At 59.0% G+C, this 14,825-nt stretch carries 13 protein-coding genes; 8 read left to right on the top strand and 5 right to left on the bottom strand.

Annotation, left to right across the window (positions count from 1 at the left end):
- Positions 1–16: 16 nt before the first annotated feature.
- The 6 genes from PJU76_RS08875 to pssA all read left to right on the top strand — a co-directional run bounded on the left by PJU76_RS08875 (position 17) and on the right by pssA (position 6,517).
- Entirely contained in the window at positions 17–1,555 is a 1,539-nt protein-coding gene (locus tag PJU76_RS08875) for an endonuclease MutS2 (RefSeq protein WP_271779232.1), read from the top strand.
- Between the two features lie 131 nt (positions 1,556–1,686).
- The gene (gene ilvB / locus PJU76_RS08870) at positions 1,687–3,432 is read left to right on the top strand and encodes a biosynthetic-type acetolactate synthase large subunit (protein WP_271779231.1); all 1,746 of its coding nucleotides are present in this window, start codon (positions 1,687–1,689) and stop codon (positions 3,430–3,432) included.
- A gap of 3 nt (positions 3,433–3,435) precedes the next feature.
- Complete coding sequence (gene ilvN, locus PJU76_RS08865) at positions 3,436–3,921, top strand: acetolactate synthase small subunit (protein WP_064217764.1); 486 nt, start codon at positions 3,436–3,438, stop codon at positions 3,919–3,921.
- A 50-nt stretch (positions 3,922–3,971) separates the two neighbouring features.
- Positions 3,972–4,988 carry a ketol-acid reductoisomerase gene (gene ilvC, locus PJU76_RS08860; protein ID WP_064217763.1) on the top strand — a complete coding sequence of 339 codons (1,017 nt, stop codon included), beginning with the start codon at positions 3,972–3,974 and terminating at the stop codon, positions 4,986–4,988.
- A 117-nt stretch (positions 4,989–5,105) separates the two neighbouring features.
- The gene (locus tag PJU76_RS08855) at positions 5,106–5,768 is read left to right on the top strand and encodes a phosphatidylserine decarboxylase (protein WP_271779230.1); all 663 of its coding nucleotides are present in this window, start codon (positions 5,106–5,108) and stop codon (positions 5,766–5,768) included.
- On the top strand, positions 5,765–6,517 hold the full coding sequence (gene pssA / locus PJU76_RS08850) for a CDP-diacylglycerol--serine O-phosphatidyltransferase (protein ID WP_064217761.1): 753 nt from the start codon (positions 5,765–5,767) through the stop codon (positions 6,515–6,517). The genes PJU76_RS08855 and pssA overlap by 4 nt, the downstream gene beginning before the upstream one ends.
- Positions 6,518–6,646: 129 nt before the next feature.
- Here pssA and PJU76_RS08845 read toward each other — a convergent pair whose 3' ends face one another.
- The 4 genes from PJU76_RS08845 to PJU76_RS08830 form a co-directional block, all read right to left on the bottom strand.
- Positions 6,647–6,997, bottom strand: a complete 351-nt coding sequence (locus PJU76_RS08845) for a copper-binding protein (RefSeq protein WP_271779229.1) — start codon at positions 6,995–6,997, stop codon at positions 6,647–6,649.
- Positions 6,998–7,123: 126 nt separating this feature from the next.
- The gene (locus tag PJU76_RS08840; RefSeq protein WP_271779228.1) at positions 7,124–10,234 is read right to left on the bottom strand and encodes an efflux RND transporter permease subunit; all 3,111 of its coding nucleotides are present in this window, start codon (positions 10,232–10,234) and stop codon (positions 7,124–7,126) included.
- Positions 10,227–11,537 (bottom strand): efflux RND transporter periplasmic adaptor subunit, encoded by a 1,311-nt coding sequence (locus PJU76_RS08835; protein ID WP_271779227.1) that lies wholly within the window; start codon positions 11,535–11,537, stop codon positions 10,227–10,229. The genes PJU76_RS08840 and PJU76_RS08835 overlap by 8 nt, the downstream gene beginning before the upstream one ends.
- Positions 11,534–12,817, bottom strand: coding sequence for a TolC family protein (locus PJU76_RS08830; RefSeq protein ID WP_271779226.1), 1,284 nt, complete (start codon positions 12,815–12,817; stop codon positions 11,534–11,536). Before PJU76_RS08830 ends, PJU76_RS08835 begins: the two co-directional genes overlap by 4 nt.
- A 75-nt stretch (positions 12,818–12,892) precedes the next feature.
- On the opposite strand from PJU76_RS08830, the gene PJU76_RS08825 reads away from it, so the two are divergent.
- Positions 12,893–13,129, top strand: coding sequence for a hypothetical protein (locus PJU76_RS08825; protein ID WP_271779225.1), 237 nt, complete (start codon positions 12,893–12,895; stop codon positions 13,127–13,129).
- Between the two features lie 340 nt (positions 13,130–13,469).
- Positions 13,470–13,685, top strand: coding sequence for a hypothetical protein (locus PJU76_RS08820; RefSeq protein ID WP_196762978.1), 216 nt, complete (start codon positions 13,470–13,472; stop codon positions 13,683–13,685).
- Between the two features lie 74 nt (positions 13,686–13,759).
- On the opposite strand, the gene PJU76_RS08815 is transcribed toward PJU76_RS08820, so the two are convergent.
- Positions 13,760–14,809, bottom strand: a complete 1,050-nt coding sequence (locus PJU76_RS08815) for a DMT family transporter (protein ID WP_271779224.1) — start codon at positions 14,807–14,809, stop codon at positions 13,760–13,762.
- Positions 14,810–14,825 lie beyond the last annotated feature (16 nt).

Raw genomic sequence — 14,825 nt, 5'->3', positions numbered from 1 at the left:
ATTATCGGGAGAACCCATGGACGCTGACCTGAAGCCCCTGGAATTCGGGGGCATTCGCCGCTTGCTCGAAAGGCTCTGTGCGACGCCCTTCGGGGCCGAGGCGGCGCGTAACCTCGCACCTGCCCCCACAGTGGGCGTCGCGCGCCAGTTGCAGGCGGCCATCACCGCCGCCCGCGTTGGCCTGGAGTCGGGCGAAGGCCCGATTCTCCCGGAGCTGCCGGATGTGCGCGCCAGTATTCGCCAGGTAGCCTCTCCTGGTGCGGCGCTGGCGGGTACCGCCTTGCGTAATCTGGCGCTGGTGCTGCGGGTCGGCTTGCAGTTGCGTCCTTATGTGGAGAAACGTCCTGCGCTGTTGCCCACCGGGGCGGAGCGGCTGGACGCGGCAGCGGACCTGTTACCCCAGATTGACGCTGTTCTCCTAGCCAACGGCAGCGTACGCGAAGATGGTAATGATACCCTGCGCCAGTTGCATGGTGAGTTGAAGACGGAGCGCGAGCAGATTCAAAGGACCCTGCAGGGGCATCTGCGTGCGCCGGGAGCGAAGGTCCACTGGTCCAGCCAGCGCGCCTGCGTGCACTTGCCCGATGGGGCAGTGGACAAGATTCGCGGGGTGCGGCGCGGTACCGGCCCAGGCGGACATGGCGTTCTGGTGGAGCCGATGGAGGTGGTGGCGGGTAATAACCATCTGGAGAAGATCGCTGGCCGTATCGAACAGGAGAACCAGGCTATCCTCCGCGCCCTCAGCGATGCCGCGCGTGAGCGCCTGATTGGCTTACAGCATTTGGTCGAGTCACTGACCTGGCTGGACCTGGCCATCGCGGGCGCGCAACTGTCCATCCATCTGCATGGCAAAGCGGCTGAGATGGTGGACGTGCCGGTGCTGGTACTGGAAGTGGCCTATCACCCGCAACTCGTCCTCGCTTATGCGGAGAAGCGGGGTCCACGGCCCAAACCGTTATCCGTGCATATTGATGCCGAGTCTCCGATTCTGGTGGTGACCGGACCCAACAGCGGCGGCAAGAGTGTCGCTCTGAAGACGGTTGGGTTGCTTACGGTAATGGCCCATTGCGGCTTGCATATTCCGGTGGAAGGGCGCGCTGTGGTTGGGAATTTCACACATGTTTTTGTGGATATGGGTGATCCGCAAAGTGTCGCTTTTGAGTTGTCTACCTATTCTGGTCATGTGGAGATCCTGAAAAGACTCCTTGCGGATGCGGATGATCATACCCTTATCCTGTTGGATGAGTTGGGTACCGGCACGGACCCGGAAGAGGGCGCAGCGCTGGCGATGGCCGTGCTTGATCATTTGGCGGGACGTGGGGTGCGGGGTATGGTGACTACCCATCTCGCCCCGCTCAAGGCTTTTGCCGATACCCACGCTTGCCTGTGTAATGCCTCCATGCGCTTTGATCAGGAGCGCTTGGAGCCCACCTACGAGCTGCAGATCGGGGTGCCGGGGCGTTCCCTGGGTCTGGTTATTGCGGCAAAACGCGGACTGCCGGAGGTGTTGGTCAGCAAGGCGCGCGATTATCTGGAATACTTGCACAGCCACTAGGCCGGAAAACGTGCCGCTGACCGCGGTACCATAGATGACAAGCCGTATGTGCCAAGGCATTTTTATTTGACCTCACAGCAAAAAATGTCTAGCTTTTTGCGCTAATACTTTATTCCCTGAGGAGTACGACGATGACGTCCCTGACGACTACGCAAAATCGCCCAAGTCCCGATCTGGTAGAAGAAGACCTGACGGGTGCGGAGATTGTGGTACGTGCGTTGCGTGATGAAGGTGTGGAACATGTCTTCGGTTATCCGGGCGGTGCGGTGCTGTATATTTATGACGAGCTCGCACAGCAGGATGCCGTCAAGCATATTCTCGTACGTCATGAGCAGGCGGCAGTGCATGCAGCAGATGCTTATTCCCGGGTCACTGGCAAGGTTGGTGTGGCGCTGGTCACCAGTGGTCCGGGTGCCACCAATGCGGTGACTGGCATTGCCACGGCATATATGGACTCGGTGCCCATAGTGGTGATCACCGGGCAAGTGCCCGTTGCGCTCATCGGTAATGACGCATTCCAGGAAGTGGACACGGTGGGTATTACGCGGCCCTGCACCAAGCATAATTTCTTGGTGAAGGATGTCCGCGATCTGGCGACTACCCTGAAGACGGCTTTTTATCTGGCGGCGACGGGGCGGCCAGGCCCGGTGCTGGTGGACATCCCCAAGGATATTACCAGTCACAAAACCCATTATCATTACCCGGAAAAAATCAGCCTGCGTTCCTATAAACCGACGCTGAAAGGCCATCCGGGGCAGGTGCGTAAAGCCACGCAGCTCGTTACCGGTGCGCAGCGGCCGATGTTCTATACCGGCGGTGGCATTATCCTCGGTAACGCTTCCGGGGAACTACGCAAGCTGGTGCGCACTTTGGGCGCGCCCATCACGAATACGCTCATGGGGTTGGGCGCTTACCCGGCGTCGGATCGCCAGTTTTTAGGGATGCTGGGTATGCACGGTACCTACGAAGCCAATATGGCGGTACAGCACTGTGACGTGCTAGTGGCCCTGGGCGCGCGTTTTGATGACCGCGTCACCGGCAACCTCGCCAAATTCGCGCCGCATGCCCGGATTGTGCATGTGGATGTTGATCCGTCCTCCATCTCCAAGAATGTGCGGGTGGATGTGCCCGTCGTTGGCGATTTGCAGCAGGTACTGCTGGAGATGAACCAGATTCTGGCGGAAAATGGTCAGCGCAATGATCCGCAAGCCATGCAGGCGTGGTGGGCGCAGATTGAAGAATGGCGGCAGCGCGATTGTCTGCACTATAATCAGGACGACCGGGTCATCAAGCCGCAGCTTGTGATGCAGAAACTGTTTGAGCTTACCGGTGGTGACGCCATCGTCACCTCGGATGTGGGCCAACACCAGATGTGGGCCGCGCAATTCTATGGTTTCGACCAGCCACGTCGCTGGATCAATAGTGGTGGATTGGGCACCATGGGCTTCGGGCTGCCTGCGGCCATGGGCGCGCAGGTCGCCGAACCGGATGCGACGGTGGTTTGTGTGACGGGAGATGGTAGCATTCAGATGAATATTCAGGAGTTGTCCACCTGCCTGCAGTATAACCTGCCCGTCAAGGTGGCGTGTCTCAACAATCATTATCTGGGGATGGTGCGGCAGTGGCAGGAGTTTTTCTATGAAAATCGTTATGCCATGAGCTATGTGGATGCCTTGCCTGACTTCGTGAAATTGGCCGAAGCTTATGGCCATATTGGCCTGCGCGCGGATACCCCTGCTGATGTGGAACCAGTGATCCGTGAGGCACTGCGCCTTAAAGACCGCATGGTGTTCATGGACTTCCAGGTAGACCCGCAGGAAAACGTCTACCCCATGGTGCCTGCGGGTGCGGCCCTCTCCGAAATGATTCTGGTATAACCCATGCGCCATATCATCTCTATCTTGCTGGAGAATGAAGCGGGTGCCCTGTCACGAGTGGCGGGGCTGTTCTCGGCGCGTGGTTATAATATTGAGGCGATGACTGTCGCGCCGACTCACGATCCGAGTATTTCGCGGATGACGGTGGCGACGCGAGGTTCCGAGGAAATCATGGAGCAGGTCCTCAAGCAGTTGAATAAGCTTGTGGAAGTCATACGCGTGCACGACTTGACCGAGGGGCCGCACATTGAGCGCGAGCTGATGCTGATCAAGGTTCATGCCGTAGGGCAGGATCGCGAGGAGGTCAAAAGACTGTCGGATGTTTTCCGGGGGCGCATCATTGACGTGACGGACCGCTCCTACACGATGGAGCTGACGGGTACAGGCGAGAAGCTGGATGCCTTTATCCATGCCCTGGACCCCGGTATGGTCATCGAAGTGGTACGCAGCGGTGCCAGCGCCATCAGTCGTGGTGCCAAGGCAATCTAATCCATAAATAAAAATTTACAATCACTTAACCAAATATAAAGAGGTTTCACATGAAGGTTTATTACGATAACGACGCCGATCTCGCCCTGATCCAGAAGAAGCAAGTGGCCATCATCGGCTACGGTTCCCAGGGACATGCGCACGCCTTGAACCTCAAGGATTCCGGCGTCAGCGTGGTCGTTGCTTTGCGCAAGGATTCTTCCTCCTGGGAGAAAGCCAGTAATGCCGGACTAGCCGTCAAGGAGGTTGCCGCAGCCGTGGCCGCAGCCGATGTGATCATGATTCTGACCCCCGATGAAGGCCAGGGTGCGCTGTATCGCGATGAAATCGCGCCGAACATCAAGCAGGGTGCGGCACTGGCGTTTGCCCATGGCTTTAACGTCCACTTTGGCCAGATTCATCCGCGTGCCGATCTGGACTGCTTCCTGGTGGCACCTAAGGGACCCGGTCATCTGGTGCGTTCTACCTATACGCAAGGTGGCGGTGTGCCCAGCCTGATCGCGGTCCATCAGGATGCAAGCGGTAATGCCACCAATATTGCGTTGTCCTATGCTAAGGCCAACGGTGGTACCCGTGCCGGCGTGATCGAGACCAGCTTCCGGGAAGAAACCGAAACGGATTTGTTTGGCGAGCAAGCGGTGCTGTGTGGTGGTGCTACGGCGCTGGTGCAGGCAGGTTTTGAGACGTTGGTGGAGGCCGGTTATGCGCCAGAAATGGCCTATTTCGAGTGCATGCATGAACTGAAGCTGATCGTCGACCTCATGTACGAAGGCGGCATCAGCAATATGCGTTACTCCATTTCTAATACGGCGGAGTACGGTGACCTGACGCGTGGCCCGCGGGTTGTAAATGCGGATACCAAGGCGGAGATGAAGAAGATTTTGACCGAAATTCAGAATGGTCAGTTTGCCAAAGAGTTTATTCTGGAGAATCAGTCAGGTAAGCCGACCATGCAGGCTATGCGCCGAATTGGGGCGGAGCACCCCATTGAAGTGGTGGGCAACAAGTTGCGCTCAATGATGACCTGGATCGGCCAGAACCGGATCGTGGACCGTTCACGCAACTAAAGTTTGCGGCCGGGATTGGCGATAGTCTGCATGGGCGGAATGGCTGTGGGCAAAAAGTAATGTGCCTGTGCTGATTCCGCCCTTTTATCATTGTCCGGCTCCTGATATCCTCCGCCCATGAAAACAGACTATCCTTATCCCTTGCTGGCGCGCGAAGGCTGGCCTTTTTTGGCCTTGTTTTTGGGTATCGCCATTGTGCTGCAGATATTTACGAATGGCTGGTGGGCAGCGCCGTTTTATCTGCTTTTTCTCTTCAGCCTCCAGTTTTTTCGTGATCCGCGGCGTCCCCTGCCGATGTTATCGGAAAGATCGGTGGTGTGCCCCGCTGATGGCAAGGTGATCGCTGTTGAGCAGGTTGACGATCCCTATCTTTCCCGTCCTGCGCTCAAGATCAGTATCTTTATGAATGTGTTTGATGTGCATGTGAATCGCATGCCGGTTAAGGGACAAGTGCAGAAAACCTGGTATTTTCCGGGTAAATTCTTCAATGCCGCCCTCGACAAGGCTTCTTTGGAGAACGAACGCAATGCCCTTTGGGTGAAAACTGGCGATGGCAGCGACGTGACTGTCGTACAGGTGGCAGGGTTGGTCGCGCGGCGTATTGTTTGTTATGTCGCGGCCGATAGCGGCGTGGCCGCGGGACAGCGTTTCGGCTTTATCCGCTTTGGTTCGCGGGTAGATACCTACCTGCCGGTCAATGCCCAGCCCCTGGTGGCCGTAGGCGAACGGGTGCGTGCAGGTGCCCAGTGTATTGCGACCTTGGGTGCCCAACAGCCATGAATCCCAGATATCCGCGCCGTGGGGTTTATGTCCTGCCCAACCTCTTTACCACGGCCAGCCTGTTTGCCGGTTTTTATTCCATCATTGCTTCCATCAACGGTCACTACCGGGTGGCCGCCATCGTCATTTTCATTGCCATGATTCTCGATGGTCTGGATGGGCGCGTGGCAAGGATGACGCATACGGAAAGCGCATTCGGCGCGGAATATGATTCATTGGCGGATGTGATTGCCTTTGGTATGGCGCCGGCCATTTTGGTGTTTCTGTGGGGACTGCAGGATTTCGGCAAATTCGGGTGGCTGGGGGCCTTTATCTATACTGCCTGCGGTGCTCTGCGTCTGGCCCGCTTTAACACTCAGGTGCATAGCGCATCCAAGCGCTACTTCCAAGGCTTGCCCATACCCACCGCGGCGGCAGTGCTGGCCAGTCTGGTCTGGGTGGCGGTAGGGGAGGGATATCCCTGGCTGACACAGATTAGCGAGTATCTGGCGCTGGGACTGGTCTACGCGTTGGGTCTGTTGATGGTCAGTAATGTCCGTTTCCGCAGTTTCAAGGATTTTGACCTGCACGGGCGAGTACCTTTTGCCTTAGCCATCTTTGTGGTGCTGGTTGTGGCCCTGGTCGCCGTGCATCCACCGTTGGTACTGTTTATCGCCGTGATTTCCTACGTGGTGGTGGGGTTGCTGTTGACCTTGTGGCAAATCCGCAGCCACCGCATTCAGCGGCGGCGTGGTGGCCTTGGTCACTGACTTGCCGGCACGGTGAATGCGCCCCAATGCAGAGTGCAGGAAACGCGCGCCGACTGACCATTTTGTACTGGCGCCCCTTTGGAGACGCCCAGGCCGGGTTAGGCCGGTTACGGGGATGCCCCATATTTTTTATTTGGCTGGCGATATTCTGGTGATCACGTACCCTCCGGCAGTATCTTTTGAGAAGTCGAAATTCACATGCTCGCCAATCTTAAGACTGGCGAGCATGGCCTTGTCCAGGATCAGGAAATTCATGGACATCTTGGGCCAATCAAGGGCCTTGACGGGGCCCATGGCAACGTTGACTGTGCCGGTGGGATTGATGCTGTTGATTTTGCCATGTCCCATGAAGATCTGGGCCTTGACCGCCTGTGCCCCGGCCATGTTTTTGGTGCCACCCATATTGTCCATGGCCGCCTGTGCCGGAAGCGTGACCGCCGAAGAACACAGCAGAATGAGGGTGAGATAGAAGCGTTTCATTGTCGTCTCCTTGCTATTGTTAAACTGTTTCCTTGTTGAATTCCAACTTTAGTGTCGCTACAAAAACTCCCGCGGTATCCCTCCTTTTCACCCATGATCATTACTTCCCCCTCATCTGTAGCCCCATCAGTGTAGGCCCAATCGCCGCTTCTGCCACAGGGCGTAAAGGGCAGGAATTACCAGCAAGGCCAGCAACGCGGCGCTGAACATGCCGCCCACCATGGGGGCGGCAATGCGCTTCATCACATCGGCACCGGCGCCATGGCTGAACATGATGGGTAAGAGGCCACCCACCACCAGGGTAAAGGTCATGGCCAATGGCCGCAGGCGCAGCATGGTTCCCTCAATGACGGCCAGCCGAAGATCGTGCCAATTCCGTAAGTTGTCACGGGCCTGCCGCCGGAGGAGGGCCTGGTCCAGGTAGAGAAGCATCACCACCCCGAATTCTGATGCCACTCCCGCCAAGGCGATGAAACCCACCGCCACAGCCACCGAGAGCTTGTAATTCAGCCAATAGATGAACCAGAAACCACCCACCAGAGACAGGGGCAAAGTCAGCAGGATAATGGCCACCTCCACCCAGTTCTTGAAGTTGAAGTAGAGGAGCAGGGCGATCAGCAGAATGACGGCAGGAATGACCAGTTCCAGGCGTTTAGTGGTTTGCTGCATGATCTGATACTGGCCCACCCAGGAGACGGTGTAACCACCTGGGAGATTGACGGCTTTCGCAATGGCCGCTTTGGCACGGGGCACATAGGCACCGATGTTGGTGCCCGGTTTCAGGTCAATGTAGATCCAACTGTTCAGACGGCTGTTGTCGCTAGTGAGCATCGCTGGCCCCCCCTCGATGCGGAGATCGGCTACCTGGGTCAGGGGGATCTGGGCACCGTCGGATGTGGCGATTCGGCTTTCCATCAGGGTGGACAGGGATTGGCGCAGTTCCCGAGGGTAACGGAGAACCACTGGGAAGCGTTCCAGCCCTTGTACCGCGGTGCTCAGGACCTTGCCGCCAATGGCCGTTTCCACGAGACGGTTCACATCCGCCACCGAAAGGCCGTAACGGGCTGCTTTGCTGCGATCAGTGCGCACGACGATATATCGGCCGCCAGTAACCCGTGCCGCGTAGGCACTCTGGGTGCCGGATATTTTCTGCAAAGCCGTTTGGAGTTTCTGCCCCAGGCGGTTCAGGGTATCGAGATCCGGACCCGTCACTTTGATGCCAAGAGGGGTTGTCAACCCGGTGGTGACCATATCCACCCGGTTCTTGATCGGCTGTGTCCACACATTGGACAGGCCAGGAATGCGCAACGCCTCATTCATCCTGTTCTGCAGCTTGTGTATCGTCATCCCGACGGGCCACTGATCCGGCTCTTTGAGCGTGACGGTGGTATCAAACATTGATAAGGGTGCCTGATCTGTCGCCGTCTGGGCTCTGCCCGCTTGACCGAAAACCGTTTTCACCTCGGGGAAGGTCTTGAGGATGCGGTCCGTCTGCTGCAAAACTATGGCCGCCTCACCGATGGAGACGGCGGGGTCCTGAAATATCGGCATGTAGAGCAGCGTCCCCTCGTTCAGGGGGGGCATAAACTCCGATCCCAGACGGTTCCAGGGGTAAATGAGGGTGGCCGTGAGCAGCAGGGCAAGAATCAAAATAATCCAGGGCGCGCGCAGAACAGTGTGGATAACCGGACGGTAGAGGAAAGCCAGGACCCGATTCAGGGGGTTTTTGTTTTCAGGGCGGATGCGGCCGCGGATGAACCAGGCCATCAAAATGGGCACCAGGGTGACCGAAAGGAGGGCGGCGGCGGCGATGGAAAAGGTCTTGGTGAAGGCGAGCGGCGCGAAGAGTTTACCCTCCTCGCCACCCAAGGCGAAGACCGGCAGGAAGGAAACAGCGATGATAATCAGCGAGAAGAACAGTGCCGGACCGACCTCCGCCGCCGCCGCTATGGCCGCCGCCCAAGGGTCGACGCCAGGGTTGTGTTCCAACTGCTTGTGCATATTCTCGATCATGACCACGGGGGCATCCATCATCACGCCGATGGCAATGGCGATGCCGCCCAGAGACATGATGTTGGCGGGGATGCCCATGGCCCACATGATGAGGATGGCGGCCAGTATTCCCAGCGGTAGAGCGACGAGGGCGACCAGCGCCGAACGTGCGCGCAGCAGAAAGAGCAGGGAAATGAGCGCCACCGCCAGGGATTCTTCCAGCAGCTTGCCGGTCAGGGTGTGAATGCTGTGCCGAATAAGCGGGGCTTGGCTATAGGTGGTGACGACTCGCACCCCCTTGGGTAGGGAGGGCTGGAGTTCCTTGAGCTTGCGCTCAATCCGGTGGATGAGGGCATAGGCGTTGCCACCCTGATTCATCATCACGATACCGCCCACCACCTGACCCTTACCGTCGAGTTCGGCGACGCCGTTGGGCAATTGTGGACCCAACTGCACCCGGGCCACCTCCCGCAGCGTAATGGGCACATCGTTGCGTACGGCCAGCGACGCATCTTGCAGGTCTTTCAGGGAATGGATATAGCCCGCGGTGCGGACGATATAACTGGCGTCTCCCATGTCCACCACCGAACCGCTGGTCTCCCCGTTAGCCGCCCGGATGGCGGCCTCCACCGTCGGCAAGGTCAGGTGGTAGGCGAGAAGTTTCTGCGGATCCACCACCACCTGGTACTCCTGCACCATGCCCCCTAGCGTGGCCACCTCCGCAACGCCGGAGATGCCCTGCAGTTCGTACTTGAGGAACCAGTTCTGCAAGGTGGTGAGCTGGGCCAGATTCAACGTCCCGCCGGGGTCGGTGAGGGCATACTCGAAGATCCAGTCCACCCCCGAACTGTTCGGCCCCAGGGCCGGGGTGATCCCCGGCGGCAGCTTGGACTGTACCTGACTCAGGTATTGGAGTACCAGGTTGCGGGCCTGATAGATGCTGGTGCCCCCTTTGAAGAGGACGTAGACATAGGAGTCCCCGAACATGGAGTAGCCGCGCACGGCCTGGGCACCGGGTACCTCCTGCAGGGTGGTCTCCAGGGGGTAGGTCACCTGATCCTGAACAATCTGCGGAGCCTGACCAGGGTAGGAGGTCTTGACGATGACCTGGGTGGGCGAAATGTCGGGGATAGCCTCCAGGGGGATATTGATCATCGCCAACATACCACCGGCAATCAGCGCCAAGGCGGCGATCACGACCAGCGCGCGGTTTGCCATACACCATCGCATGATTGCTCTAATCATGAGACTGCCCTCCTGGACTCATATCCATCCCGGCCATGGTGCTCTTGGTAGATGCCGTATTGCCCCCCAGCATACGGGCCTTGACGGACTGGAACTGGGATTCGGAATAGAGCAGGAACTGGGCACTTTCCACCACCCGGTCACCCGCTTTGAGCCCCTTGTCGATGGCTACCCAGCCGTCGGCCTCCACTCCGAGAGCGACCTGTACCGGCAGGAAGTGTCCTTGGTCCTCGCCCAGCATCACGTAATCTCTCTGGCCGGTACGCAGTACGGCGCTGCTGGGGACCGCCAGGGTCTCCTCGGGACTGGCCAGAACCGTGGCGTCGGCATAGGTGCCGGGGCGCAGGTTTCCCCCAGGATTGGGAAAGCTCAGCCGGGCTGTCACCGTCCGGCTTTTGGGGTCGAGGGTCGGATAGAGGAAGCTCAAACGTCCTTCCCAGGTCTTGCCGGGATAGGCCGGCAGATGCAGACGCACGGGGTTGCCGATCCGTACCCAGGGCAACTGATGGGAGTAGAGCGCCACATTGACCCAAACCCGGTCGAGGTTGGCTATTTCATAGAGATTCGTCTGCGGCGAGACATAACCACCCTGGCGCGCATGGAGGGTCTCGACCACCCCGGAAGTGGGGGCTATGACCGCTACATTGCGTTCCGCTGTGCCGTGCCGGGCGAGCGCCGCGATCTGGTTTTCCGGCATGCCCAGCAGTCGCAATCTCGCCCTGGCTGCCGCCAGCAATGCCGGGCCTTCCGTCGCCCCATCCTGGCGGCGGGCAATGAGATATTCTTGCTGGGCACTATACAGTTCGGGAGAATATATCTCGGCGAGCACCTGGCCACGCTGCACGGGATCACCCACGGCGCGGACGTTCAAGCGTGTCACCCAGCCGGAGAAACGCGGAGTGACGGAATAGACCCGGTTCTCGTCCACCGCCACGGTGCCCACGGTATGGATGGCATGCCCCATCTGCCGGTGCTGCACCGCCACAAGGCGCACCCCCAGATTTTGCGCCAGGCGCGGATCGATGCTGAGGCCGGACTCTTTTTTTGCGTTCGAGCTGGAGGCATAGACCGGGATATAGGCCATCCCCATACTGTCCTTCATCGGGTGATCCGAATGGATTTTGGGGTCCATGGGGGCAGCCCAGTAGAGGACGTGCCGTTGCTTGGGCATACTTGTCGGAGCTGCGGCGGAGTGGGCGCCGGGCGCCGCGGCAGGGGTTCGCAGCCACCAGACCGCATTGGCCCCGAGACCCACACCAATGACGAGTAGGCTGATGCCGATAATCCAGTTGCGTGGCTTCATGGTTGTATCTCTCCTTGGGTGGCGAGAAAATCCAGCTCTGCGGCGCTGAGGGCCAGATCGCGGCGGTATTGCAGCCGGGTCAGGGCGTAGTCCAGCACGTCCTTCTGGGTGCGCAACACCGCATCCAGTCCGGCGCGCCCCGCCGAGTAGGCGGCGAGTGTTGCGGAAAAGGCATTCCGTGCGGTGGGCAGCAGTTGTCGATCCATGCGCTGCAACTGGATTTTGTAGGATTCATAGCGGGCAAAGGCGGCACGCGCCTGCTGGGCCAGGGCCAGGTGTTGATCGTCGTAGCGATATTGCGCCTGCTGGGCCTTGGCCTGGGCGGCGGCAACGTCCTGGTCTTGGCGATCGCCCGGGAATAGCGGCAGGCTCAGGTTAACCCCCGCTGACAGCCAGTTGGGGCTGCCGGGGTGGAAATCCTGGCCATAACCGACGCTGACGGTAACGTCCGGCCAATAGCTGGTTTTGGCTACCTGCACGCCCATTTGCGCGGCACGGGTTTGCTCCTGGGCGGCGCGCAGGAGGGGCTGACCGGAAAGTCGGGCTTCCATTTCGGCAAGAGTGGGGGGTGGCGGTAGATTCGGCCATTGCTTTTCTATGGACGGCGGTTCCGGCAGGTTTAGAATCTGGGCGATTTGCGCCAGATCGCTTGCCTGTTCTGCCTGCAATCTGGTGATGTCATTGGCCAAACTGGCGTGCGCCAGTTGGGCACGGAGTACCTCGGCCTGTGTCCCTTGTGCGGACCGGTAGAGCGCCAGTGCTGCTTGCACGCTCGCGGCCTCCAACTGTTCCTGGTGCCGGACCGCGGCCATGGCATTTTCGGTATAAAGGGCTTGCAGCCAGGCACGGCGCAGCAACAACACCAACTCGGCGGACTGGCCGCGCAGGGTATCGGCGGCCGCCTGGGCCTCCACTCCCGCCCGTTGTCCTTCCAGCCCCAGTTTGCCAAAGGAGGGAAAGGTCTGACTCAGGCCCACGCTCAGCATGCTCATCTGCTGCTGGTTCATGGAGAAGCTGTTGAGGGGCAGGTTCGCGGCACCGAGGGCGAGATGCGGATCGGGCAACTGGGCAACAGCCACGGCTTTGTGCCGCAATTCCGCAATCTTTTGGGTCAGGGCGCCGAGTCCGGGATTTTGCCGCAGGGCAACGGTTTCCGCGCTCTGCAGACTCAGCGAGGCGGCCCAGGCGGATGTTGCCGACAGGAGCAATAGCACCCCGACAGAGAGGCGAATACCGCCCCATGTCGGTTGGATAAAACGACCAGGAATATTGGCGTACATAAAAATCTCCATGGCAAAACAGCTATGCATTTCCTCAAGTTGGAGAGGGGTGCCAGTTTGCTCAGGGGAGATTAAATGACCAACCGCACGTGCTGGAGGGGAGGGGAGGGATGTGGCAGGCGGGGGGAAAAAACCTGGGTTGCTGCCGGGAAGAAGATTGCCGGACGGGAGAATGTCACGGAGCCCATCATTGCCGGGGCCGGGAAGGTTATTCCCGGGAGTCTTAATCCCCCCGGTGCATGGGTTGCTGCGCAGATCGACACGCACTGGCCGGACATCGCCCAGGAATGTGTGCTCACGTTCATATCGTGACCACCTTGGCAACAGGGCATGTCCGCTATCGACATGCCTGGCGTGGCAGCGCAGGAAACACCGAGCGGCATGGCCACTGCGACATTGCTTACCCATGTTCCTAGGAAGAACATGAATATAGCCAGCAAGGCGAGCAAGGGAGGGTGATGGCGGATTGTCTGCATGTCGGTGTCAGGTGATCTCGGTCAGCACGTCTAGGGCATCGTAAACCATGAAGTGCGCTACAGAGTCAAGGCGTAAAAGTTTTCCCTAAATCGACAAGGAGCAGGACGCTGCACAGCATGAGGTGCGTGGTTATGATCTGTGGGAAGTTGTAGTAGTCTGTTCTGGGGGGTACGCAATGATATTGACGATATACGGGGCCACGATTGTCACCCTGATGATGCTGTTTTATGCATTCGAATCGCGCTCGCACTGGTTTACGCTGGCCTTTGCAGTAGCTTGTCTGGGGTCTGCGGCTTATGGATTTCTCGCCGGCACCTGGCCCTTTGGTGTTGTCGAGAGCGTTTGGTCGCTGGTGGCGTTGCGTAAGTGGCAAGTGGTTCGCCTCCGCTAGCAACACGGCCGCTCATACCAGAGGCGTGTTGCACCTGGAGACGCATGGATATGCGGAATTGTGGAGCGTGCGGCTCAATGCTTATGTAAATGGTGCATGTCCGGGGTGTGGGCATGGTTATGGGTCAGTGCTTCGTGCTTATGCGGGTGGCGATGGCTGACACCGGGCACCAGCGGATCAGGGTGTGCGTGCTGATGGTGTGCGTCATGCTCATGGACATGATCATGTTCCATGAGCGTATGGGTATGTTCATGCGCGTGGCTTTCGGTGAGATGCATCCAGATGCCCCAACCCATCAGCGCTCCGGCGATCAGTAAGAGTGGAGTGACTGGGGCACCGAGCATCACGCTGAGCATGGCCCCGATAAAGGGGGCGCTGGAAAAATATGCTCCCGTCCGCGCGCTGCCGAGATGACGCAGGCCGACCACAAAAAAGGCGAGGCTGACGCCATAGGCGAAGAAACCCAGCAGCATCGCCGCCGCCATGTCCGGCAGGGCAGGCAGACGGTCACCGAGTAACAGCGCCAGTCCGAGGTTCACGCTACCCGCCACCCAGCCTTTGTTGGCGGCGATCCAGCTGGTATCGGTCAGGGACACCTTGCGAGTCAGGTTGTTATCCATACCCCAGGCAAAGCAGGCGCCGATGATGGCGGCGGCGGACCAGAGGTGGTCGAAATGCACCTGTCCCGGCCAACTGAGGAGCACCATCCCCAGCACAATGGCCACCATGCCCCAGGCTATGCGCCGGTCAAAACCTTCCTTGAACACCCACCATGCCAATAGGGTCGTAAACACTGTCTCCGCATTTAACAATAAAGAAGCCGTTGAAGCGGCGGCACCCTGCAAGCCGATCATGAACAGCACCGGTGCAATGATTCCACCCGCCAGCACCGAAGCCCCAAACCAGAAAGCATCCCGACGCGACAAGCGCACCCGTTCGGCGCGGCGCAGCCAGCGGTAGAGGGTCAGCCCCAGGCCGGAGCCCAGATAGAGCAGACCCGCCAACATCCAGGGACTCACCGATGCCAGCAGAATTTTGGCCAGCGGCGTACTCGCTCCAAAGAGCAGCGCTGACAGGAGGGCGGCCTGGATGCCGGGACGGCGTAGGGTGTGGAGGAGGGACATGAGCATCCTGTAGGCG

Source organism: Acidithiobacillus ferriphilus, assembly GCF_028215975.1.
Lineage (GTDB): Bacteria > Pseudomonadota > Gammaproteobacteria > Acidithiobacillales > Acidithiobacillaceae > Acidithiobacillus > Acidithiobacillus ferriphilus.
This window is presented reverse-complemented; position numbering and strand designations above follow the sequence as displayed.

Coding starts and splice junctions, on each gene's coding strand:
- ilvB (WP_271779231.1), top strand. CDS start 1,687: ATGACGTCCCTGACGACTACGCAAAATCGCCCAAGTCCCGATCTGGTA.
- PJU76_RS08830 (WP_271779226.1), bottom strand. CDS start 12,817: ATGTACGCCAATATTCCTGGTCGTTTTATCCAACCGACATGGGGCGGT.
- ilvC (WP_064217763.1), top strand. CDS start 3,972: ATGAAGGTTTATTACGATAACGACGCCGATCTCGCCCTGATCCAGAAG.
- PJU76_RS08855 (WP_271779230.1), top strand. CDS start 5,106: ATGAAAACAGACTATCCTTATCCCTTGCTGGCGCGCGAAGGCTGGCCT.
- PJU76_RS08820 (WP_196762978.1), top strand. CDS start 13,470: ATGATATTGACGATATACGGGGCCACGATTGTCACCCTGATGATGCTG.
- PJU76_RS08875 (WP_271779232.1), top strand. CDS start 17: ATGGACGCTGACCTGAAGCCCCTGGAATTCGGGGGCATTCGCCGCTTG.
- PJU76_RS08835 (WP_271779227.1), bottom strand. CDS start 11,537: ATGAAGCCACGCAACTGGATTATCGGCATCAGCCTACTCGTCATTGGT.
- ilvN (WP_064217764.1), top strand. CDS start 3,436: ATGCGCCATATCATCTCTATCTTGCTGGAGAATGAAGCGGGTGCCCTG.
- pssA (WP_064217761.1), top strand. CDS start 5,765: ATGAATCCCAGATATCCGCGCCGTGGGGTTTATGTCCTGCCCAACCTC.
- PJU76_RS08845 (WP_271779229.1), bottom strand. CDS start 6,997: ATGAAACGCTTCTATCTCACCCTCATTCTGCTGTGTTCTTCGGCGGTC.
- PJU76_RS08815 (WP_271779224.1), bottom strand. CDS start 14,809: ATGTCCCTCCTCCACACCCTACGCCGTCCCGGCATCCAGGCCGCCCTC.
- PJU76_RS08825 (WP_271779225.1), top strand. CDS start 12,893: ATGACCAACCGCACGTGCTGGAGGGGAGGGGAGGGATGTGGCAGGCGG.
- PJU76_RS08840 (WP_271779228.1), bottom strand. CDS start 10,234: ATGATTAGAGCAATCATGCGATGGTGTATGGCAAACCGCGCGCTGGTC.